This window comes from Sulfuricella sp. (genome assembly GCA_041651995.1).
In the GTDB taxonomy this organism is placed as follows: domain Bacteria; phylum Pseudomonadota; class Gammaproteobacteria; order Burkholderiales; family Sulfuricellaceae; genus Sulfurimicrobium.
This window is the reverse complement of record JBAZID010000014.1, coordinates 32764-56495: the sequence shown is the minus strand read 5'-3', so window position 1 is coordinate 56495 and position 23732 is coordinate 32764. Positions and strand designations below refer to the sequence as shown.

General features: G+C 57.2%; 16 protein-coding genes. 5 read left to right on the top strand and 11 right to left on the bottom strand.

The window, feature by feature from the left end; genetic code table 11:
• Positions 1-42 precede the first annotated feature (42 nt).
• A complete protein-coding gene (locus WC392_13635; GenBank protein MFA5243407.1) occupies positions 43-2820 on the top strand; it encodes a type I secretion C-terminal target domain-containing protein in 2778 nt (925 codons plus the stop codon).
• A gap of 51 nt (positions 2821-2871) precedes the next feature.
• Here WC392_13635 and WC392_13630 read toward each other — a convergent pair whose 3' ends face one another.
• From WC392_13630 to WC392_13615, 4 genes are all read right to left on the bottom strand, one after another.
• A complete protein-coding gene (locus WC392_13630) occupies positions 2872-3234 on the bottom strand; it encodes a DUF86 domain-containing protein (protein ID MFA5243406.1) in 363 nt (120 codons plus the stop codon).
• Entirely contained in the window at positions 3231-3521 is a 291-nt protein-coding gene (locus tag WC392_13625) for a nucleotidyltransferase family protein (protein MFA5243405.1), read from the bottom strand. The genes WC392_13630 and WC392_13625 overlap by 4 nt, the downstream gene beginning before the upstream one ends.
• A 112-nt stretch (positions 3522-3633) precedes the next feature.
• On the bottom strand, positions 3634-5550 hold the full coding sequence (locus WC392_13620) for an EAL domain-containing protein (protein ID MFA5243404.1): 1917 nt from the start codon (positions 5548-5550) through the stop codon (positions 3634-3636).
• A 98-nt stretch (positions 5551-5648) separates the two neighbouring features.
• Positions 5649-6299: a transglutaminase-like cysteine peptidase gene (locus WC392_13615; GenBank protein ID MFA5243403.1), complete on the bottom strand. Its 651-nt coding sequence runs from the start codon at positions 6297-6299 to the stop codon at positions 5649-5651.
• A gap of 105 nt (positions 6300-6404) precedes the next feature.
• Here WC392_13615 and WC392_13610 point away from each other — a divergent pair, with 105 nt between their 5' ends.
• The 4 genes from WC392_13610 to WC392_13595 all read left to right on the top strand — a co-directional run bounded on the left by WC392_13610 (position 6405) and on the right by WC392_13595 (position 10844).
• Positions 6405-8240 carry a TolC family outer membrane protein gene (locus WC392_13610; protein ID MFA5243402.1) on the top strand — a complete coding sequence of 612 codons (1836 nt, stop codon included), beginning with the start codon at positions 6405-6407 and terminating at the stop codon, positions 8238-8240.
• Positions 8241-8470: 230 nt separating this feature from the next.
• Positions 8471-8899: a hypothetical protein gene (locus WC392_13605; GenBank protein MFA5243401.1), complete on the top strand. Its 429-nt coding sequence runs from the start codon at positions 8471-8473 to the stop codon at positions 8897-8899.
• A 224-nt stretch (positions 8900-9123) separates the two neighbouring features.
• Entirely contained in the window at positions 9124-10098 is a 975-nt protein-coding gene (ybiB, locus tag WC392_13600; GenBank protein MFA5243400.1) for a DNA-binding protein YbiB, read from the top strand.
• A gap of 158 nt (positions 10099-10256) precedes the next feature.
• On the top strand, positions 10257-10844 hold the full coding sequence (locus tag WC392_13595; protein ID MFA5243399.1) for a Fe-Mn family superoxide dismutase: 588 nt from the start codon (positions 10257-10259) through the stop codon (positions 10842-10844).
• Between the two features lie 368 nt (positions 10845-11212).
• On the opposite strand, the gene WC392_13590 is transcribed toward WC392_13595, so the two are convergent.
• The 7 genes from WC392_13590 to WC392_13560 form a co-directional block, all read right to left on the bottom strand.
• Positions 11213-14377, bottom strand: coding sequence for a type I restriction endonuclease subunit R (locus WC392_13590; protein MFA5243398.1), 3165 nt, complete (start codon positions 14375-14377; stop codon positions 11213-11215).
• A gap of 90 nt (positions 14378-14467) precedes the next feature.
• Positions 14468-15877 carry an ATP-binding protein gene (locus WC392_13585; GenBank protein MFA5243397.1) on the bottom strand — a complete coding sequence of 470 codons (1410 nt, stop codon included), beginning with the start codon at positions 15875-15877 and terminating at the stop codon, positions 14468-14470.
• A gap of 124 nt (positions 15878-16001) precedes the next feature.
• Positions 16002-17072, bottom strand: coding sequence for a toll/interleukin-1 receptor domain-containing protein (locus WC392_13580; protein MFA5243396.1), 1071 nt, complete (start codon positions 17070-17072; stop codon positions 16002-16004).
• Positions 17069-18361 carry a restriction endonuclease subunit S gene (locus WC392_13575; GenBank protein ID MFA5243395.1) on the bottom strand — a complete coding sequence of 431 codons (1293 nt, stop codon included), beginning with the start codon at positions 18359-18361 and terminating at the stop codon, positions 17069-17071. The genes WC392_13580 and WC392_13575 overlap by 4 nt, the downstream gene beginning before the upstream one ends.
• Positions 18354-19937 carry a class I SAM-dependent DNA methyltransferase gene (locus WC392_13570; protein MFA5243394.1) on the bottom strand — a complete coding sequence of 528 codons (1584 nt, stop codon included), beginning with the start codon at positions 19935-19937 and terminating at the stop codon, positions 18354-18356. The genes WC392_13575 and WC392_13570 overlap by 8 nt, the downstream gene beginning before the upstream one ends.
• A 416-nt stretch (positions 19938-20353) precedes the next feature.
• Positions 20354-21220 carry a hypothetical protein gene (locus tag WC392_13565; protein ID MFA5243393.1) on the bottom strand — a complete coding sequence of 289 codons (867 nt, stop codon included), beginning with the start codon at positions 21218-21220 and terminating at the stop codon, positions 20354-20356.
• 118 nt (positions 21221-21338) lie between these two features.
• A complete protein-coding gene (locus WC392_13560; GenBank protein MFA5243392.1) occupies positions 21339-23693 on the bottom strand; it encodes a hypothetical protein in 2355 nt (784 codons plus the stop codon).
• Positions 23694-23732: the final 39 nt, after the last annotated feature.

The following is a 23732-nucleotide window of genomic DNA, read 5'->3' as shown; positions in this document are numbered from 1 at the left end:
AGTCGATAGCACGGGCACTGCGCCGGCGATTACACCTATACCTTGCTCAAACCGGCTGACAACAGCGCGCCGGCCAACGATCTGTCGGTCAATGAAGTATTCAATTACGTGTCGAATGTGAGCACTTCAGCGGCACTCAGGGTAACCGTGGTGGATGACAAGCCGGTCGCCTACGACAAGGTGATGGAAGTATCCGAGAACCCCCTGCCCAGCTACAACCTCGTACTGGTACTCGACGTTTCTGGCAGCATGACCAGCGCCACGGCGGGCGGCGCGGTGCGGCAGATCAATCCGGACGGCTCCACCACCATCACCACTCGTCTGGATATGGCGAAGGCGGCAATGGTTCAGCTGGTGGAGGAGTACTTCAACCAGGCGCAGAACGTGTCGATCAAACTGATCACATTCTCCAGCAGCGCCACCATTCTCAACAGTGGCTTAGCCTATACGACGAAGCAGGATGCCATTGACGGCATCAATTCGATGACGGGCAGTGGCGGCACCAACTACGAGGCCGCACTGGATGCGGTACAGACCGCTTTCGGTAGCGTGGATCCTGCGGTTCAAAACGCCGTATATTTCCTCTCGGATGGCGAGCCCTCGGTCGGCAATATCACCGACCCGGTTGGCGTGACAGGCTATGACACCTTCGTTGCCAGCAACAATATCGATTCCTACGGCGTAGGCGTCGGTACCGGCATTGCCAATCCGCAGCATCTCAACAATATCCACAACGTGGATGCCGACGGCAGCGGGATCAAGGACCCTGCGATTATCGTGCCGGACCTTAACGAACTCGACTCGGCGCTGCTTTCCACCATCCCGCCTGCATTCGGCGGAAACCTGGTGGCCGGCAACAATGCGGGCAACGTTCTCGGGGCCGACGGCGGCCATGTGCAGACCATCACGCTGATGCTCGACAGCGATGGCAACGGCGTACCGGACCAGAATGTAATCTTCACTTACGACCCTGCCGCAAGCGGCCAGATCAGCAACGACAGCACTTTCCTGCCGCCCGCGCTGGCGGGAGACTTGTTGACGCTGAATTCCTCCAGTGGATTCGGGCTCGGCACGCTGACATTCAACTTCAGCACCGGTGACTACACCTTCTTCACTTCCCCATCCGCCGTGGTGGGTGACAGCTTCTCCCTCGATTTCGTGGCGCGCGACAATGATGGCGATGTGACCGCGCCAGCGACCGTGACCATCCAGGTTGCCGACGGCACGCCTGTCGCACGCCCGGATAGCGATACGCTGCTGCCCAACCAGACCCATCTGGAAGGCAATGTCATTACCGGCCTGGGAACCGATGGCGGCCTTGCCCTCGGCGGTCAGGTCACGAGCTTTTCTCCTGCAGGGGCGGGCGTCGACGTGGCGGTCGATCAGGCACAAGTCAGCTCGATCAATTTCCGTGGGCAAACCTTCGATCTCACCAGCAATAGCACCGGCTCCGGCAGCGGATTTACCTATGCCATTACCAGCGGGGAACTCATCTGGCAGGCCACCAGCGGCGGCGAGCGCCTGGTTTTCAATACCACGGGCTATTATGACTATGCGCCACCTACTGTGAGCATCCCGGTCACGCCTACGGCAGCCCCGGCCACCGTCACCTTCACAGCCGCCCCCTCGGTTGCGAGCGGCGTCGTGCTGAGCGGAATCAGCCGCACCGGTACCGCACAAACCCTCGTTTACCGTAACGAAACCGGCACCTCGAGTGATGGCGTGGGTGTTAACGGCGGGCCGGATATTTTCACCATTGATGAAAACCGGACGGTGGACAACCTTGAACGCCTGGTTGTGAGCTTTAACCAGGCGACCCATCCCTACGGCGTGCAGGATGTCAGTTTCGTGATTGCCTCCGGGGCCAGCAACCTCGGCGCATCGGGCGGTGTGGTCTACGCACTGACCTACACGGTGTTCGACGTGGCGGGCAACCAGATCGGCCAGTTCTACAGCAACCAGGAAGGCACGGTTACGGTGCCCGCCGAGTTCGGCAATATCGGCCGCATCGAAATCGAGGCCAATAGCGCGGCCTATGCCCGGGTTACCAGCGTCACGTTCGAGAGCGTGCAACTTAACAACACTGCGCCCGCGGTGGCCCCGGTCGAAGTCGAATACGTGCTGACCGATTCCGATGGCGATACCAGCGCAGCGGCAACCCTGACGCTCAACGTGATGGCCAACAACATCTTCGGCGACGCATCAGCCAACACCATCACCGGCACAATACGAAATGACCGCATCATCGGCGGCGACGGCGACGACACCCTGAGCGGCGGCGACGGCCATGACATTCTGGAAGGCGGCGCCGGAAACGACATGCTGAATGGCGGCGCCGGCGAGGATGTGCTGCGCGGAGGCGCAGGCTCGGACACGCTGAACGGTGGCGACGGGAACGACACACTGGCCGGCGGTGCCGGCAACGATCTGCTGATCGGCGGCCTGGGTTCCGACACATTCCACTGGGAACTTTCCGACCGTGGCGTCGCCGGAACGCCCGCGGCAGATACCGTGCAGGACTTCAATAGCGCTGCCGCGGCAGCAGGCGGAGACAAGCTGGACTTGCGCGACCTCCTGCAAGGCGAAAGCAGTGACGCCACGAATCTCACCAGCTTCCTGCATTTTACGCAATCGGGTACGGATGCCGTGGTACAGATCAGCTCCAGCGGAGGATTTGCCGGTGGCTATAACGCAGGCGCAGCCGACCAGACGATTATCCTGCAGGGACAGTGGGCAGACCTGACAGCGAGCGGCACATTCAGCTCAGATCAACAGATCATCCAGGACCTGCTCAACAAGGGCAAGCTGATCTCTGACTAAAAGCCTATTTGTGTGTCTGAGGAACTGGAAGCGGGGGAGGTCAAGGCTGAATCAGCCCTGTGGCTCGATCAGTTTGCGAACTTGGCTGTGCAGTTCGGGCAAATCCTCATGGATGGTTTTCCAGACCAATTCAAAATCGACCTTGAAATATCCATGTGAAAGCGCGTTGCGCATACCTATCGCAAATCCAAACGGTATATCCGGATGCATCATGGCGAACTCGGCATGGCGCTTCTTGATATTGTTCGCGGCCTCACCAATAACCTCGAAGGTACGAATAACTGCATCTTGCGTTTTTATGTCCTGCAAGAACGCCACCTCGTCCATATCTTCCACATAGAGATGGCAGCGTTCGATAGCCTCCAGAATATGGCCAAGATAATCATGCAGACGCAGCGTTTCTGCTTTACTCATACCGGGATCGCCTCTGTCAAAACACGATGGCGGAAGCTCTCGGGCAAGGCACGTGGGGTCAGCACATCGACCGAAATACCCAGTAACTCGCTGAGTTCATATTGAATCGCGCCGATGTCCATCATCGTGGTTTCTGAAGTCGGTTCGACCAGGATATCCAGGTCGCTGTCTTCGGTATCTTCGCCGTGCAGCACAGAGCCGAACACCCGGACATTCTTGACCCGGTGGCGCAGGGCGATTTCACGAATGGCATCGCGATGGGTTTGCAGGGCCAGGGAAGGACGCATTTGAAGTTCTCCACGAAAACTGCCGTAAAATATCATGTTATACATCGTAGTGCGGCCCTATGGATTGCCAATTACAGGAAGAACTTTCTGGCCCGCCCTGTGCGGGCCTTTTTCAAGCGGCCACATCCTTGATCGCGGGCCCCGTCGCGCCATCAAATCCGAGCTGGCTCAGGGCATTCAGTTCCGCCTCGCTCACCACGCCTTCGGCAAAAACCAGCATGCCGATGCCATGCGCAATGGCAGACAGGCCCTTGAGGAAGGTCTGGTTGCCCGGGTTGCTTTCGATACCACGGATAAAGCTTGCATCCACCTTGATGTAGTCGAGTCCCAGGCCGTGCAACAAGCCGATCTGGCTGAACTGGCGGCCAAAGTGTTCAATCCCGGCAATACAACCGGCATCCTGCAAATCACGGCACAGCAGGCGGAAGCTATCGAAGTGCTGCAACGCCCCGGCTTCCGGAATCTCCAGCCACAGACGCGGGGCAGATTTGGGATAAGCTCGCAGCAGCGCGCGCACGCTGTCACGGAATTTAACGGACTCGATGGAACTGCCTGACAGATTGATCGCCAGCCCGGCGAGTTGAGGGTTCTGCTCCAGCTCCTTGAGACCCAGTCCGATGGCTGCGAGATCAAGCTCCGGCGTCAATTTCAAACGTTCGGCAATCGGCAGGAAGCGGCCCGCTGGCAGCCACTCGCCTTCGGCATCGAACATCAGCCGGAGCGGGCACTCCCGGTGCGAGAGCGAGCCATCGAGCCGCTTGACCGGGAAGGAAACCAGACGCACCCAATTGGACGCCAGGGCGCGGCGAATGGTCTGCTCCCACTGTTCGCCACTGCGCGGCATAGCCTCGTCATCCTGTACCGCTTCGGCCATGCCGCTGATGCCTGCGGATTCAGCGCTCGCCAGCGCGGCATCGGTACGCGACAGGAGCGCTGCCAGATCCGTGTTCGGCACAAACCCGCCGAAGCCGATGTAGGCGGCAGCCGCCTCCTTCACATAGGGCTCGGACTCCCTGGTAAGACTGGCAAGGAGCCTGGCGACAAAATCACGGGTATTGCCATCATGCTCCGGCAGCAGCAATGCAAAATCGGCGCCATTGAGACGGGCAGCGGCGCCCTTCTTGCCCGCAGCCGCCTGCAAGACAGCGCCAATACCGTGCAGCCACTGGTCTGTTGCATCCCGCCCAATATGCTGATTGACGCCCGCCAGGTTCGCGAGCCGGATCAGCAGCAGGCTGCCGCCGTGCGCATCCTCGGCTTCGAGTGCCTGGCGCAGCGTGGCCATGAAATGGCTGCGGTTGGCAAGCCCGGTCAGCGCATCGGAGTTCGCCTCCTGCCTGACGGCCTCAAGCCGCGCGGCTTCTTCGTCGAACATGAACTTGAGCCGTTCCACCGCCACATTCATCGCCTCCGCCAACTGGCGCAGTTCCGGTACGCGCGGCACCTCGGAAGTCACAAAGCGGCGTTCGGCAATCGCCTGGGCCTGACTGATGACGGTGTTCAGCGGCACGCGCAGGCGGCGCAGGATGAGGGTAGCAAGATAACCGCTAAAGAGTCCCGCCACGCCCAGCACCGAAATCAGCCCGATCACGCTGCGCCACAAGGAGCGGTAGGCAAAGCGGCTGTGGCTGGCCAGCGTGACCGTTCCCAGTTGCTTCCAGCCGCTGCTGATTTGTGCCTGCCCGGGAGTGGGGCTGATCGGCAACAGGCGCACAAACCACTCCGGTGCTTCATGCTGGCCTGTGGGTGCCTGGCGTTCGACAATCGTCTTGCCCAGAGGGTCGACCACCCGGATGAACTCGTAATGTCCGCTATCGAACAAGGCGGATACCGCAAGCTCGATCCCTATGGCATCGGTATTTGTCTGCCCCAGGGAAAGCGCCAGTACCGCCGCGTTATCCATATTTTTCATCTGCAACTGTTCCTGCAGATAGACGCGCGCGCCCAGGGTGGAGCCAAGCAGGCTGCCAATCAGGGCCAGAAGAGTGCTCACGATTACCGCGAGCCAGAGTTGGCGGTACATAGACATGGTCGTTCCTATATTGCAATTAAGCTGTCAGACACTGGTTCTTGACAACACTGTCGAGATTTTGGCACCCACATTACCGTTTGCATGACTTTATCCATTCACTCGAATCCTTCTGCGCGCGCGCGCTGCAACAGCGTATGCCAGCGTGACAGACGGCCTGTCCCGCCAGGGCCCTGGGCGCCGCCTTCCGCGGCACCCTGCCAGATACCCTGGCTGTTGAAGCTGAAGACCGGCACCAGATCGGGACGGCGCCCTGCCGGGCGGATTTCGGTGATCAGATTATCGAGCACCAGCGGCTCAGCATCGGGTGCCGGGTAGTAAGCCAGCACCATGTGTGCCTGGTTAAGGCTGCTGTTCATCCCGCCGATACGCGCCTTGACGTATATCAGGCGCAGCTGTTCATGGGGGACGCCGAGATTGAGCAGGGTAAAGTATTTGGCGATGGTGAAATCCTCGCAATCCCCGGCCCCCTTGCCCAGGGTTTCCAGGGGGGTCGCCCAGTAGTCGCTTTGCCCCCAGATCTGCTGATCCTCGCCAAAGCGCACGCGGCGGTTGAAGAATTCATTGACGCGCTTGAGCTTTTCCGGAGCACTGAACTGCCCGGCCTCCTCCAGCAGTTTCTGCCAGTCGCGCAGGGATTGGGCACCCGCCTGCCCGAAGCGCTGGCTCATGCCATTCAGCAGACGATCAAAATCGACCGCCATGGCAAAAGATGCCGCCAGTAGAACCATGAGCGCTAAAATACGCAACCATCCGGCGCCTGGCTTCATTTGGCGAGGGCACTCACCATGCACATGGAACGCAAAATGCTTTAAAGTTGCAATTCAAGGAAAATCCTTAAAGGAATATAAGGTTTGGCTATTTCAAAGCGGCACAAAAAACGTTTTCCTCTCTGCTGGTTCATGCTGCTGCTCGCCCCCTCGCTGGCCGGCGCCCAGCCGCAAACGCTCAGGGAGACGGTAAAAAACGCTGTGCTCACCAATCCCGAGGTGTTGTCGCGCTGGCATACTTTCAAAGCGGCAGGAGAGGAACGCGACGCGGCCTTCGGCCCCTTCCTGCCACGTCTCGATCTTTCCGCCGGCAAAGGCCGCGAGTCGAGGGACGACCCCCTGCTGCAGAGCGACTATACGCGCAACTCGGCCACGCTGACCCTAACCCAGATGCTATATGACGGGTTCGCCACGCGCAATGAGGTCAAACGCCTCGATCACGCCCGCCTGGTCCGCGCCCTGGAACTGCAGGATAACGCCGAGAACATCGCGCTGGAAACCGCACGCGCTTATTTTGACGTGCTGCGCTATCGCAAGCTGGTCAACCTGGCGGAAGAAAACTATATCCGCCACCGTTCGGTATTCGAACAGATCGAGAAGAAAGTCCAGGCCGGCGTTGGCCGCCGCGTGGACCTGGAGCAGGCTTCAGGCCGTCTGGCGCTGGCAGAGGCGAACCTGCTGACCGAGACTTCAAACCTGCACGATGTCAGCGCCCGCTTCCAGCGCATTGCCGGAGAATTCCCGGCCAGGGAAATGGAAGAAATTTCCAACCTGTCACAGGATTTGCCCAAGGAGGCTGGCTCAGCCCTCAAGATTGCGCAAACCGGGCATCCTGCCCTGCGCGCTTCGATTGAAAATGTTCGCTCCGCCAGTTATGCCGCATCCGTGCGCTCAGCCGCATTTCAGCCCCGGGTGGACCTGCGCTTCAAGCAGGATCACGGCCAGAACCTCAACGGCTATATCGGCCAGCATGAAAACAAGACCGCGGAAGTGGTGCTCAGCTGGAACCTGTTCAACGGCTTGTCCGATGTGGCGCGCAAACGCCAGTTCATCGAACAGGCCAACGTCGCTCGCGATCTCCGCGACAAGGCCTGCCGCGATATTCGCCAGAACCTGGCCATCGCCTACAACGATGTGCGCAAGCTCAACGAACAGATGAATTACCTCGATCAGCACCAGCTTTCAATCGAGAAAGCACGCGACGCCTATCGCAAGCAGTTCGATATCGGCCAGCGCACCCTGCTCGATCTGCTCGATACCGAAAACGAACTGTTCCAGGCCAAGCGCGCCTACAGCAATGCAGAGCATGACCTGGCCATCGCCTATGTCCGGACACAGGCTGGCATGGGGCGCCTGCTGCCCGCACTGGGCGTCTCGGCAAAACATGAGGCCGAAGTGCCGGAACTGGAAAACTGGGCGGCTGGCGAAGATGCCGCCACGCAATGCCCCGCCGATGCCGTCACCCTGTACACCGCCGACAAGAACGCGCTCAATGCACGCGCATTGCAGATGCACAAGGAATCCCAGCCGGTGGAACAGGCACAGCCCGAACCCGTGGCGCCGGTTACCCCGGAAAATGAAGTAGCCCAAGCGCTGAAAGCCTGGTCAACCGCCTGGTCGGGCCAGAACATCGAGGCTTATCTGAATGCCTACGCGCCGGACTTTATGCCCGCGGATGGCAGCAAGCGAGAAACATGGGCAGCCAGGCGTAAAAATACCATCAGCCGCGCCCAATCCCTCTCTCTGGAGATCACCGGCATCAAGCTGAACGTGCGTGACCCCCAACATGCCACCACCTCGTTCCGGCAAGCTTACGGCTCAACCGCCTATCGCGACGTGGCACTCAAGACCCTGGAATGGGAACGGCAGGGAAACAACTGGCTGATCGTGCGTGAAACAGCCGAAGCGCCCGGCAAGTAGCCGGGCCAGTATTCGGACCGCACCACTGGCGCCCCATCATGCGGCGCTAGTGGCTGCCGTGCCAATGCACACGCGGCATGGCATCACACAGGAATTTCATCTCCATTCGTGCCTGACTATTCGAACCAAATTCCGCAACATGGTGTCTCATGGTTACGGATGCGGTGTTTTTCAGACCCTTCCCCAACGAACGCTTTCAATAAAAAACTCTATTCAGTTGGAGGTTTACCATGTTCAGACGCACCTTGATTTCCGCCACCATTGTGGCCCTTTATTCTGCCGCAGGCGCATCCTGGGCGGCAGAAGGCGAACAGGTCCAGCAGCAGATTCAAAAGAAGGAACAGGTTCAGCAACAAACCACCAGCCGTGAACAGGTCTATGGCAGCCAGTTGATGACACGGCAGGAGCGTATCGAGCACCGCAACAAATTGCGCACTGCAAAAACGGCCGAGGAACGCGAGCAAATCCGCGCCGAACACCACACCCGCATGCAGGAACGCGCCAGGGAAAAGGGCGTGACTCTTCCTGATATGCCGCCCCCGGCTGGCGCTGGAAAAGGCATGGGTCCCGGCGGTGGCGGTATGGGCCCCGGTGGTGGCGGCATGGGTTCAGGTGGGGGCATGGGCGGCGGTGGCATGGGTTCAGGTGGGGGCAGATAGTCGCACTCACGATTTTTTTGCCGCTCGAATTGTTCCCTCATCCCCGCCAGGCGCGGGGATTCTTTTACCTGCACCACCACGAAGCGCATGCACCCCGGCATGCACCATGACCGTTCATAAAAATCTCGAATTACTCATAAGCTGCTGAATAATATAGGCTAGCCATCTGGCATAAAGATTGCTGCTTTCCTCACGATTAAAACCGTCTTACAAGGAAAAGCAGCATGAGCATTGCAGCAATGATCAGAGCGCTCGGGCGTGGCCAGACCAGCCTGTCTGAAACAGACGCCTACACGCTCTTTTCTGCCATGCTCGATGAAGGCCTGGCAGACCTTGAACTCGGTGCCCTGCTCTATGCATTGCGGACCAAGGGTGAAAGCCTGGAAGAGTTGCTTGGATTCAAACGCGCGGTCGCAGAGCGGCTCTATCGCTTGCAGGCACCCGCCAGCGAGAGCCTGCCGGTAATCATTCCGGCCTACGGCGGCAGGCTGGACAGCGTCAATCTGCTGCCCCTGCTGGCTCTCCTTCTGCAACGCTTTGGGGTCACGGTACTGATTCACGGCTCGCTGGAAAGCCTTGATGGCGTGGCGGCGGCCTATATTTTGCGCGAGTTGGGAACCTTTCCCAGCACCAGTATTCTTCATGCGCAACAGGCACTCGATCAGCAGGGTCTGGCCTTTCTCCCCACCGCCGCACTTTGCCCGGGCCTGGCCGCCCTGCTCAGTCTGCGCAATCGACTGGGGCTGCGCAACAGCGCACATCTCATGGCCAAAGTGCTGGAACCCTTTGACGGAACGGGTTTGCATCTGGTTAGCGCCAGCCAGCCAGAATGCATGAACCGCCTGCGCGAATTCCTCTGCGCCACGGAAACGAACGCCCTGCTGCTGCAAAGCAGCGGCGGCGACCCGTGCGCTAATCCTGCCCAACGTCCACAACTGGAGCACATCAACAACGGCGGAAGCGACATCCTGTTCGAAGCCGAACGCGGTCCAGCCAGAATGCTTCCAAACCTGCCCAACCCGTCCAGCGCAGCCGCCACGGCACTTTGGACCAAACAGGTGCTGGCAGGCGAAATCCCGCTTCCCATGCCGCTAGTCAACCAGCTCGCTTGCTGCCTCTATGCCAGCGGCTACGCGCAGGACATGAACCAGGCGAAGGCCATTACAGCAGTGGAAGCAGGCGGGCTTGCAGCCGCTTAAAAATCATTTTAAAAAACACGGCCTATAGGCGATAGATTTACTCAACTATTGCCGCCATCATGGTTTTTAGGTAAACTTAGTCTAAATCAGATTCACCTCAAGGCAGGCAAGGCGTTCGCACCTTGCCTGATTTATTTCAAACCCTTCAAGGAGTAATAATGGAACACCAACTGCCTGCACTGCCCTATGCCATGGACGCCCTGCAACCACACATGTCCAAGGAAACGTTCGAATACCACTACGCCAAGCACCATCAGGCTTACGTCACCAACCTGAACAACCTGATCAAGGGCACCGAGTTCGAAAACCTGGACCTTGAAGCCATCATCAAGAAAGCCCCGGCCGGCGGCGTCTACAACAACTCCGCCCAGGTATGGAACCACACTTTCTTCTGGAACTGCATGAAGCCCAACGGCGGCGGCGAGCCTGCTGGCGCGCTGGCCGATGCCATCAAGGCCAAATGGGGCTCCGTTGAAGAATTCAAGAAAGCCTTCCAGACCTCCGCAGTCGGCAACTTCGGCTCCGGCTGGACCTGGCTGGTAAAAAAAGCCGATGGCTCGGTCGATATCGTCAACATGGGCGCCGCCGGCACCCCGCTGACCACCGCCGACAAGGCACTGCTGTGCGTGGACGTTTGGGAACACGCCTACTACATCGACTACCGCAACATGCGCCCGAAGTTCGTTGAGACTTTCCTGGCCAGCCTGGTGAACTGGGACTTCGTGGCAAAGAACTTTGCCGCCTGAAGTTTCGTGACAATAAAGTTTTGAACTAAACAATAAAGTTTTGAATTTTTGGGGTCACCGAAACAAAAAAGTTTTGAACAAGTGCCGTATTAGGAGCCCGTGGAGAAATCCATGGGCTTTTTCTTTTGCAGCCAGATTAGGTTTCTTTGGTCGCGTCCTTCTGTCACTGTGATCAATACCTTTATCTCACCCAGCTTTGAGAGTTTCAAGACGAACGCCCCACTCTTTTTCGAGAAGATCACGAGCTAAGCACTCGAATTCATCTGGGGAGAGGGTTATAAAATCGTGGTCAGGCATAAGTTCTAAGCACCCATTGAGTAAACTCTCTGTCCATCTCCATGACGGCTCTCATACAAACACGTCCACGCTCACGACGCCGCCCACATCGCCGATAACAACTCCGCCTGAGCCAGCACAGTTTTCGTTGCCTCCTCCTGCAGGTCCGGCGGGAAGCCGTGTTTTTTGAGGATGCGCTTCACCATCACCTTGATCCTGGCCCGGGCACTTTCGCGGACTGACCAGTCGATGGTCACACTCTTGCGAACTTGGGTTACGAGTTCAGCAGCGATGACTTTTAGCTCGTCATTCCCCATGGCCTGCACCGCGCTTTCGTTTGCAGCGAGGGCGTCGTAGAAGGCGATTTCGTCGTCATTCAGGCCGAGATCTTGGCCGCGCTTGGTAGCGGCATCCATTTCCTTGGCCAGATTGATGAGCTCCTCGATCACTTCCTGCGTGGCGATGGCGCGGTTGTGGTAGGCATTGAGCGTGCTCTTGAGCATCTCGCTGAACTGGCGGCTTTGGACAAGGTTTCTCGCTGAACGCAGCTTGATTTCGTCCTTGAGCAGTTTGGCCAATAATTCGGCGGCGACATTCTTGTGTTTCAGGCCGCGCACTTCGGCGAGGAACTGCTCCGAGAGAATTGAGATGTCTGGTTTCTTCAATCCTGCTGCAGTGAAGACGTCGATAATGCCTTCGTTGGCCATGATCGCTGTAGACACGAGCTGGCGTATTGCGGCGTCGATTTCTTCCGGTGGACGTTGCGTGCCGGAGGTCTTCGCAAGTTGGGCTTTGATGGCCTGGAAAAAAGCGATATCGTCGCGTAGCTCGATGGCTTCATCCGTCGCGGCGCAGAGGGCAAAGGTGCGGGAGAGGTCGGTTACCACTTGCACGAAGCGCTGCTTCCCATCTTCCTGCTGCAACACATGTTCTTGTCCGGCGGGAATCAATCCGAGGCGCTCAGTGGAAATGCCATCCACCCACTTATCCCAGCTGAAGCCGTGCATGATGGCGCAGGCTACATCGTGCTTCTCCTGCATCACCGCGATGGCCTGGGCGGTATCAATGCTTGGGCTGCCTTGGCCGCCGCTCTCGGTATAGGTGGCGAGAGCGTGCTTCAGTTGGTCGGCAAGGCCGAGATAATCCACCACCAGCCCGCCGGGCTTGTCGCGGAACACGCGGTTCACCCGCGCTATCGCCTGCATCAAGCCGTGGCCGCGCATCGGCTTGTCGGCATACATCGTGTGCAGACAAGGCGCGTCGAAGCCCGTCAGCCACATATCGCGCACGATCACGATGCGGAAAGGGTCTTTGCTGTCCTTGAACCGGGTTGCCAGTTCGCGGCGGCGTGGCTTGTTGCGGATGTGTGGCTGCCAGTCAGGGCCATCGTCGGCGCTGCCAGTCATCACAATTTTCACCACGCATGCTTGCTTTTTCTCGGCCTCGATGTCGTCGTCCTTGGCGCTGGCCCAGTCGGGACGGAGCTTGATAATGGCGTTGTAGAGGTCCACGCAGATGCGGCGGCTCATGCACACGACCATCGCTTTGCCATCCATGGCTTCAAGGCGGCGCTCATAGTGCTGCACGAGATCCTCGGCAATTAGCGCGACACGCTTGGGATCGCCAACCAGTGCCTCAAGTGCGGCCCATTTGGTTTTGAGCTTCTGCTTCTTGTCTTCTTCCTCGCCCTCAGTGATCTCGTCGAATTCCTCGTCGAGCTTCGGCAGTGCAGCCTGGTTCAGCGCCAGCTTGGCGATGCGGCTCTCGTAGTAGATCGGCACCGTCGCCTTGTCCGCCACGGCGCGCTGGATGTCGTAGATGCTGATGTAATCGCCAAATATCGCCCGTGTGTTGGCGTCGTTTTTCTCGATGGGCGTGCCGGTAAAGCCGATGAAGGACGCATTCGGCAAGGCGTCACGTAAGTTGCGCGCCAGGCCGTCGATCAGGTCATATTGGCTGCGGTGGGCTTCGTCTGCAATCACCACGATGTTCCGCCGTGGCGACAGCTCGGGCATCTTCTCGCCCTTGTCCGGCATGAATTTCTGGATCGTAGTGAAAACCACGCCGCCGCTGGCTACTTGCAGCAGTTCGCGCAGCCGTTCCCGGCTCTCGGCCTGCACCGGCATCTGGCGCAGCAGTTCGTGGCAGCGCTGGAACTGGCCGAAGAGTTGGTCGTCAAGGTCGTTGCGGTCGGTGAGCACAACCAGCGTCGGGTTCTGCATCGCCGGATGTCGCACGACGCGGGCGGCGTAAAAGAGCATGGAGAAGCTTTTGCCCGAACCCTGCGTATGCCACACCACCCCAGCGCGGCGGTCGCCCGGTTTGCCTCCGTGCATTCTTCCCGCCCAGTAGGCGCCAAGCTCTTGATGCAGGTGTTGATCGTCCGCCATGCCGCTTGCGCGCACCGTTTCCTCTACGGCAGCGTTCACCGCGTGGAACTGGTGATAACCCGCGATAATCTTGTGCAGGCGGTCACTGTCCGTATCCTCCTCGAAGACGATGAAATGCTGGAGCAGGTCGAGAAAGCGGCGCGGCTCAAACACCCCGCGCACCAGCACGTCCAGCTCCAGTGCCGTCTTCGGCGCGTCGCCCTCGCCATCTATCGTGCGCCACACCTTGAACCATTCCTGGTTGGCCGTGAGCGAGCCAATGCGCGCATTCGTGCCGTCGGATACCACCATCACTTCGTTGTAGTGAAACAGGCTGCCAATTTGCTGCTTGTAGGTTTGCAGTTGGTTGAAGGCAGACCAGATCGTCGCATCTTCATCCGCCGCGTTCTTCAGTTCGATCACTGCCAGCGGCAAGCCGTTGACGAAGACCACGATGTCAGGCCGCCGGTTGTTTTGCCCTTCGATCACCGTGAACTGGTTTACCGCCAGCCAGTCATTGTTCTTGGCATCGTCGAAATCCATCAGCCGCGCATGATCGCCAGCGATGCTGCCATCTTCACGCTGGTATTCCACCGGCACACCATCGCGTAGCATGGCGTGAAAGTTCCGGTTGGTCTGCGTGGGTGAAGGCGTCCCGACCCTCAGCACCTTGCGTAATGCATCCTCGCGCGCCTCTTCCGGGATGGTTGGATTCAACCGCCAGATGGCCTCACGCAACCGCCCCTCCAGCACCACATCGCCAAAGGTATCCCGCTCCGTTGCCGGCTCGCCGGGGGCCATGTGCGGCCCGTGGCCGATGGTATAGCCCAGTTCCCCGAACCAGGTCAGGGTGGCGTCTTCTACGATAGATTCGTTAATCTGGCTCATTCGGGTTTGCGTTTAAATAAACAACTTATTGAAAATAAATGATTTAGATGGCGTTGGCAGCGCTCGCGCCGGTTTGCTTTTAAATAAGAATCAGGCCCAAAATGGCACATAGCTACGGTAGCGATTAGAGGTTTGAGTGGGTTCGGTGGGTTTTATTTTCTCAGCCTCCACTGTCGCCGCAATGATTTGGGAAACCGTGGTGGTCTTGTCATCCGACAGGTTAAACCGCACCCGCAAGCTTTGATTCGTCATCTTCTCGTTCATCACATAGCGCAGACAACAATGCTGATAGGTAGCACGGATACGGTCATTGCGATCCATATCCTCAAAGGCCTTGTGGGAGAACAAGATCGCCGAAGTCCTTTTTTCACCCACCCTGAAATCAGGTGCAGGCAATTGAAATACCTCCGCCGCCTGCACGACCTTGTCCACGCCGCTACCTTTCTCTTCGCAAATGCCCAAGCGCCGCATCAGATCAGCCAGCCGCTCATTGCGCGACTGGTATTCGTCAATAAACCTGTCCGGCGAAATAAAAGGCTTCCCAGGATTTGAAATCTCCATCCGGTCATCGTAAATCTCGATCATCACCGAGGTGCCGGTCTGGGTAAAATCCTGATGGATGAGCGCATTCGCTACCAGTTCGCGCACCGCAATTTCCGGGAACATCTTCACTTCCCGCCGCAATGCCTGCTCGATCACCTCGTTTGAAGGCACCAACCCGTAGATAAACTCCACCAACCCCTGAAAGCCGACCGCATAGCCTTTCATGCCCGGCTTATCCAGCTTCGTCTTCAGCTTGTTTTTGCCCTCGTAAACGATCACTCGCGCGGCCTTCCGTGCCAACCGGTCGAACTGATCCAGCTTCTTGGCAAACAGGATCGCCCCCAGATTCGTGATTGTCCAACCGTCATCTTGGCGCTGGATGAGCTTCTCACTCTCAAAACGTTCCAGCACGCCAGCCCGGTTGACCGGATAGGGCAAATGCAGCAGGTCGAAATAGCTCTGCGTATCCAGCAACTGAACCACCTTGTCGTCCTCGCAACCCTCCAGTGCAGGCTGAGAAAACCAGTCCGGCTGCCCCTCCGCAAAAATCGCCCGTAGCCGATCCTCGCTCATCGGCACCAATTCTTCGCCGGCGCGCATCAGGTAAGCGCCCTCGAAATCGTAAACCGTGCCGCGCGGACGACTCGGAATATGGAACACCAGCACCCGGCCATCAGGATGCAGCACCTCCTCGATTTCCACTCGGAAACCCAAGGTATGAAACATCTTGGCCGCCATTTCCACCGGATCGTTGAATGCCACCGTGCCTACGACTTTGCGGGGTGGTTGGTCTTCAATGCCAAGCAGCAGATACCCGCCGCCTTCATTCGCCAACGCCACGCAGTATTTGTAGAGCTTGCGGTTGTCAAACTGCGTCTTCGCTTCCTTGAACTCCAGCCGCTGATGCTCCGAATGAGCGGCCCGCCATGTGTCAATTTGTTGAATTGTCGTCGCCATATTCATTTCCCCTTTAGCCCGATGATGGCCGCTCGCTGAACTTGTAAGTAATCCTTACAAGTTGCCATCGCCATGCTCAGTTCCCCGCTTAGGGCAGCGTTTTTTTCTATCGATTCGTTGAGCTTCATCTGTCCAATTCAATAAGCCAGTTACTCGAATACTTGAACTGCCTGCTGCCAAGCCGATTGAGATATGACACCAAGCCCGGCCCATACACATTCGGTTTCGTGCCATTGAAGCCAAAGCTGCCGCGCAGCTCACTGGTTTCGTTGTACGCAGCAACCAGTGCGTCGATTTGCGACACAGTAAGCTTTTCGATACCCGGCAAGACTCTTGCCAGTGAGTTACCAGAATCCCAGCTTGGGCAATTGCGAAGCGCCTGAATATAGGAACCTAATATCTGGTCGTTTTTGATCAAAATCTTCACAATATCTTCGACAGATGACTGCCACGAGCTGGAGAGCGCTTGGAACTTCCCGATGAATCCGTAAGGATCTTTGCCTAATCGCACTGCGATGATTGGCACTCCTTTTGCAACCGCATAGCCGACCTCTTGATCTGTCCAATTACTGTCGTGAAAACCTTCAGTCATGAGCGCCACGAATCCATCCATGCTGGCGAGGGCATTTTCGATCTCATCCTGCCATGCTTTCGTCGGGTGAATATCCTCGTGGGCGACAAAGCATGAAATGCCGAACAACCGCAACCCATCTTTTAGGGCGGCGGTTTCCTTCTTCACCTCAGACTTGTGACTCAAAAACACACGAAAACCAACATCTCCCCAAATGCGCTTGGTCGCGTCGGGAGGAACGACCCGTTTCCCGGCCACCAGCAAACCTGAATCTTTCCGCCATTCGTGATCTTCTACTGCCTCCATTTCGAGGAATACCACCGAAATGTGTTCATTTTGAAAATTGTGGAGCTTATTCAGATCGTCCGTAATTTTTTTCTCGATGTCGTCCTTATGCTTTATAGAATCCAAAAATAACCGTTCAGGAACTGAGAGAAAGAGTGCATGCCCGTAAGTGCCCCCATTCCAGTTGTCGTAATCCCATTCTTCATGAACTCTTATCTGCGCATTAACGATAATTTCCTGAAGCTGCCGCTTCCCGTCCTGAGCGTAAAGTTTGGACAGGGCGGCCAGATAGTGCTCAATGTTTTTTGGAAGCCCAAAGTTACTTGTGTGCTCGCTCATGCGACTACACTTTCTTCTTCTGCACCAACGACCACTCTCAACTCCCCGCTCAGCAGCCTGGGCAGCAACGCATCGCGAATAGTGGCAAGGGTGCGGGATTGGTGGAGGTTAGCGCGGATTTGTTCGAGTATCGGCTCGACAGCAATATCGAAAGCGACGGTGAGTTTTGGCGGCGGGAAAATGCAGTCGAGTGTCTCAAAAGTTTGGCGCGTGATCGTGTCGAAGACGGTACCGTGCGTTCGCTGTTGGAGTTGAGCTGTGGCGGCGCGGAGCGAGTAGTAGGTGAAGTAGTCGCCGTAACCTGTGATACCACGCACGCCATAGCAAGATTGATTCATCGCCATCGGTGTGCCGGTGAGGGCGAGCTTCCCGACCGTACCGCGTGCGGTAATGATCGTGGTCTTTTCTGGAAAGATTTGTGCCGCACTGTTGCTGATGCCAAGCTTGGTGACACTCTTCTCGGTGTGAATTACCCAGACATCCGTTTCTGTCGGTGCGTCCTTCACGGAAAACCACGGGATGTCACCGTCCCAGTAATCAGGTTCTGTCGTCTTTGGGGTGCCGCCGCTGAGGAGTTCGATCTTGTTGGCAAGCGGGCAAACCTCCCATCCCTGCGGGATGTGGCCGAGCGGCGATTCTTGGAAGTGGATGGGGAAGAGTGCGGCGGTATCGGCGTCGAGGCCGACAGGTTTGAGGCCATCGAGTTTGGCACGAACGGGGTCGAAATCCACGAACCAACTCTGGAACAGCGCCCGAGCCATCGCCTCTAGCGTCGCGTTCATCCGCCGGTTCAACTCGATCTTGTCGTCCAGTGTGCCGAGGATGTGCGCGATGACTTTTTGTTCAGAGAATGGCGGCATGGTGATTGGCATCTTCGCCAGCTCGCGGAAGTAGATACGAACACGGACAGAACCTACACCCGCTGCGGTAGTCCACTGACGCCACTCAGGCCCTTTGATGGCGTAGCTAAAGAAGTCAGGGTCAAGAATGCCGGGCTTGCAGCCGAACACGACGTAATCTGGGCTAACCAGTCCCACCACATGCTTGTCAGTGCAGTAAGCAATCGATCCGATGTTCAGACGCATCGGATTGTAAGCGAACATGCCGGGATGCAACACCTTGTAACGTCCCAAGTTTTTTGAAGTGTATTTTGCGTCGGGGGTCAGCCCGTCTGTGCGATCGACTCCGTAAACACGAAGTCCCTCTTCCGAAATGGCGTCAGCGCGAACTTTGCTCTCAAAAGTAAGGGCTCCAATCGTTACAGCTTGGACTGTTGTTCTGTCAGACATCGTAGCCAATGGATTTCAGAACGGTGCGGACCTTCAAGTCGAGCTCCGCACAGCCTTTGAGTTGAGCAGTTAAGTCCGCGCACAGCGCGTCCATCTTTTCCTCGAATGGCACATCGTCAATTGCGATTTCCTCAGCACCTACGTATGGACCTGGGGTGAGCTTAAAGTCGTGGCGTGCGATGTCTTCAGTGGTCGCAGACGCGCAGAAACCGGGAGCGTCAACATAGGGTTCGGCATCGGCTTTCCCACACCAACTATGGTAGGTGTGCGTGATGCGTGCGATTTCCTCATCGGAAAGGACGCGATATTTACGGTCCTCGATATGCCCCATTCCACGGGCATCGATGAAGAGAGTTTGTCTGCGACGGTCAGTTGTTTTCCCTGTGCGCTTATTTTTCGTCAAGAACCAGATGCAGACCGCAATTGGCGTTGTGTAGAAGAGCTGGCCTGGGAGGGCGACAATGCAGTCCACGAGATCTGCCTCAATGATAGCGCGGCGGATGTCGCCTTCGCCGGACTGGTTGGAGGATAGGCTGCCGTTGGCCAGCACAAAACCGGCGAATCCATCTGGCGCCAAGTGGTGAATAAAGTGCTGCACCCAGGCGAAGTTGGCGTTGCCCTTGGGCGGCACGCCATATTGCCAGCGCACGTCGTCATCCGCGCGATGCCAGTCAGAGTCGTTGAAGGGCGGGTTTGCAATGACGAACTGGGCCTTGAGGTCTTTGTGCAGGTCGCGCCGGAAGGTATCGGCCTGCTCGGGGCCAAAGTCGGCTTCGATGCCGCGAATGGCGAGGTTCATGATCGCCAGGCGGCGGGTGGTAGCATTGCTCTCCTGGCCATAGATACTGAGGTCACCGATGCGCCCACCGTGTTCAACGACAAATTTTTCCGACTGGACGAACATCCCCCCGGAACCGCAGGCGGGGTCGTAGACACGACCTTTGTAAGGGGCGAGCATTTCGACGATAGTGCGGACGACGCAACTGGGGGTATAGAACTGGCCGCCGTTCTTGCCTTCTGCACTGGCGAAGCGGGTGAGGAAGTATTCGTAAACACGGCCTAGCAGATCAACCGAGCGGTGGGATTTGGCATCCTCGCCCTCTGTGGCGGTGGCGATAAGCGTGATGGTGCCGATGAGGTCGATGAGTTCGCCGAGGCGGTGCTTGTCGAGCGCGGGGCGGGCGTAATCTTTCGGGAGCACACCTTTGAGGCGAGGGTTGTCGCGTTCGAGGGCGACCATGGCGTCGTCCACGACCTTGCCAATGGTGGGCTGCTTGGCCGCAGCTTGAAGCTCGGACCAGCGCGCCTCCTTGGGCACCCAGAAAACGTTTTCGGCTTTGTATTCGTCAGCGTCCTCGGGGTCGGCGCCTTCGTAGTCGCCTTTGCCCTCAAGCAGCTTGGCGCGCATTTCCTCGAAGGCGTCGGAGATGTATTTGATAAAGATGAGGCCAAGGACGACGTGCTTGTACTCCGCCGCGTCCATGTTGTTTCGGAGCTTGTCGGCAGCGAGCCAGAGTTTGGCCTCGAAGCCGAGGTTTGCAGAGCTATCGGTATTCTTTGCGGCCTTCTTCGCCATCCGTTTTCCTATGGGTAATGCCTGGTGATCAGACCTGCTGGAGCCCAGCATGGCGGCTGGCCACGTCACAGACTCCAAAATCTTGTATTGGGCCGCGCTATAGATGCGCCATGACCCTCCATTGTGTATGGCAATCATAGCACTACCAGACAAAGCTATTCGGTCTTACGCAAGCCCTAATGGGTTATCAACCCGAGCAAAGCGGCCTTGGATTGCTTGCCAAGACCAAGACGAAAGGATTTTTTGACGGACTTTTCGATGATCTTTAATTTAAATGCTATCATCATAACACATTTCAGGCATGACAAAGCCCCCGATCGGGGGCTTTGTCAGTAGTCTGGGGTTTGAAGATTTATCTTCATCCCTACGCACCCACCCTCACGCCGTGGCCCAATTTGCCGGCATAGCCATTAAGGCTAGTTGGGTTTCTTTCCCGCGAGCATGGCGTTGGCCTCTTGAATATTCATCTCAGCCAGTTTTACCTCCGTTGAACCAACTGGAGCTGCTGCCTGCATCCGTTTCCAGGAAATTACCGCCTGTTTGTAATCGGCACGGTCGAATGCCTCGCTGCCCGCGAGTGCCAAGGCTTTCAGATGCTTCGGATCCGCCTCCAGCGCTCGCTTCACGATGTCGCGAGATTCATCATCCCATCTACGTTCATTAGCCAACACGCGCGCATCAACCCACTCGGCAAGGATCGCGGCATTGGGAGGCAGAATGGCCGCTGCCTTGGCATAGGCGCTCGTTGCCTCCTTGTGCTGCCGCAGTTCGCCATAAGTACGCGCAAGCAGAAGCCAGCCCTCACCATTACCTGGGTCCTTGGCCATTTTATCTGCCAGGCGCTTGACTGCCATATGAAGGTCGCCTCCCGAGTTCGCCTGCGGATTCTGCTGTAGCTGCGGCCTGGAGTCTGGTGCGCGCAGCCCGGATAAAACAGTTTGAGAATGAGAAATTTCGGCCTCTTTGGGTTTGCCGGCCAAGGCATACAGAACCACCGGAGGCACAACAATAATGCCGATCGCCAGGGGGATTCCCCAGCGCAGCTGGCGTCGATCAGGCAACATGCTCTTTTTCGGCGGCTCCAGAAGTGAAGCGTGGAGAGCGGCCTGACGGCGCGCGAATTCCGCGCCGTCAATCTTGCCAGCCGCCTGTTCCAGCAGCAGATCCCTCAGCGCGGCGCTGATTTTGACCTCCTGATTATTACGCCAGAAAAGCAGAACACCGCTGATGCCAAGCAAAACAAGAACTGAAACAGTAAGGACTGCCATGGTAGATACGGCCAAGATGAATTCTCCGGTTAGGTTTTTCCGGCAATTGCGGCAAGGAATATTGCCGGCAAAAACCGGAAACAGCACAGCGGGCGATGGAAACACTTCGGATGAAAATCAGGCACTGCCATCCTCAATGAATATCCCAGCGCACGCCCATGTACATGTAGTCACGCCTGCTGGAATCGTTGCGGGTTGGCCCTGATGAGTTGGACACTTCACGGCCCACTTCTCCTTCCAGATAAAGGCTGTTGCGCCACTGATAGGCGAGCTTCAGACTCGGGGACATCCGATCCTGTTTGTCTCCGCTGTCATCTTTCTGGGTGTAGTAGCGCAAGTTGGCATCCACCCGCCACTTTTCCCAGAAGGGAAGCGTGTAGCCAAGCGATAGCACCTGTCCGGTGTAGGTTGGCGCTTGAATCAGACTGAGGTTCCCGACGCCCACTGCATTGCTGAAAAACAGATTGGTGCCCACGGCCTGAAAAGTCACGACATGATTCTTGCCCGACCCCTGCTGTGAAGCGGTGTCGATCACACAGGTATTATTCACCGGGTCGATCGTGCCAAGACAGGTGCCGATCACCGCCAGGGGGAGTACGGCTACCACGGGTTGCGTGCTGGAGATTGAAGACATCCGGTAATCGGCGCCAACTTGCCAGTTCTCCGTCAAAGGGTGGGTCACGCCTATGGAAAGCATGTCAGACATGGCGGTCAAGGCACTGGCCTGGGAACGAACCTGATCAATGCCTTGCAGCGCAACCATCTCCTGCAATGACATCCCCGGCGAGGCTGGCAAGGCATTGGTCAGACTGTAGGAAGGCGCCCGGCGGTGATCAACCACAAAAAAATAATTATCCCCTCCCTCGCTCAGATAGTTGCCCTGTAGCAGGAAGATATTGATTCCCTTGTACAAGACATCATAATCAAGCATGCCGTAAGCGGTTGCGCGCCCATCAAAATAGCGCACTTCGGAGCCAACTGCGCGGCGGTTGGCAAGACCATCCAGCGTCTGATCTATCGCGTAAACGCTGAACCCCGGCAGACCAATTTGCGGCAGCAGATCCACGCTGCCGCCATAAAAAGTCTTTTTGAACGGAGAATTGAATTCAACCGCATCACCATATACCGCATTGACCCGCCATTGCGGATTCAGGTTGTAGCCCGCCTGCAGGCCATCAAAGCGATCCATTACGCCCATGCCATTCGGGTTCATCCTGCCCAGACGCAGGGAATAACCAAGGTGCCGGTCAGTATGGTCAAGATAAGCTGAATACAATCTGGTGTAACTGCGCGAAGGAGAGAGGTAATTGTGGTTGTCAGTGCCCCGGACAACGATACGCGTATCGGTGAAAGCATCGCGGCGGCGTGCATTGAGATTGACCGAAGTAATCATGGAATCCTGGTCCACCATGGACAGGGTTTCGCGATTGAAGGTCAGTTGTCCCGGTGGTGGCGGCACCAATGTTTCGATCTGTGATTTCCCCGTGTAGTAGTAGGAGGAAACGCTGCCGTTAAAAGTCCATTCTGCCGGCCCCGCCTCTTTCGGCAGCTGTCTCGGCCTGGCCCTCGCCACCGCGGCGTCTTTCGGCAGTGCGGCCACGCGTTCCCGGACCCGCGTGGCATTCGGCCCGGCAGGAAACAATTTGAGATACAACTCATATTCAGCGCGGGCTTTCAGTATCTCTCCGTTCATCTCCCGAACCTCGCCGATCAAGGCCTGGGCAGCCTCCGTCTGGCTACTCCCGGGCATTCCCAGAACACGATTCAAACGATTGACCGCCGTGGCTGGATCTTTTGCCGCCATTGCACGGCGAGCCTCATTTAGATAAGCCTTTGCACGCGTTTCAACCTCTTCGGAAGAAAGCGCGGGTGGCGGCAAAATCTGTGTTTCCGGTACTTCCCTGGCGGCTTGAGCAGCCTCTTCCACTGGCTTGCTCACTGTTGCCGGCGCCGGCGTTGCGGTAGCGGGCGGGGCCTTGACGGCATTCTCCACTGGCTTCACTGGCGGCGGCATTTCGGCAGGGCGCGGTTTAACAGCCGGCAACAGCGGCACCTTGATGATGATGCTTTGGCCGTCCGGTCCGGGGCGCACCGAGAATTGGGTTGCCTGTGAAAAAGTGACCAGCATCCCGTTGGTCAGCTCGGGGTAAAGCACCGAAATATCGGGTACGCGGTCTGTTCTGGGGGATTTGACAATTTCCTGCCGCAAATCGCTTTCAAGCAGGTTGGTATCAACCAGGCGAATGAAAATGCGCAGGTTCTTTCCATCGTGCAGGGGGATGTGCCTCAGGTAAAGAATTTTCTGTGAAAAATGGATAACGACAGCGGCCTCGCTCTCGCTCGGCGTGACGTCGATGTGGTCGATAAGCTCGGCATTCGCCACAGAACAAACCAGCAATAAAATCACTGCCGGAAAGTAGCGGATAAAGAAATCAGGGTATTTAAATAAAGTCATGTTCAGCACTTCGAGCTCCAGATCGTCCCGCATTTCTCCTGTGTGGATTCAGTTGATTTCCAAACCCGCCTA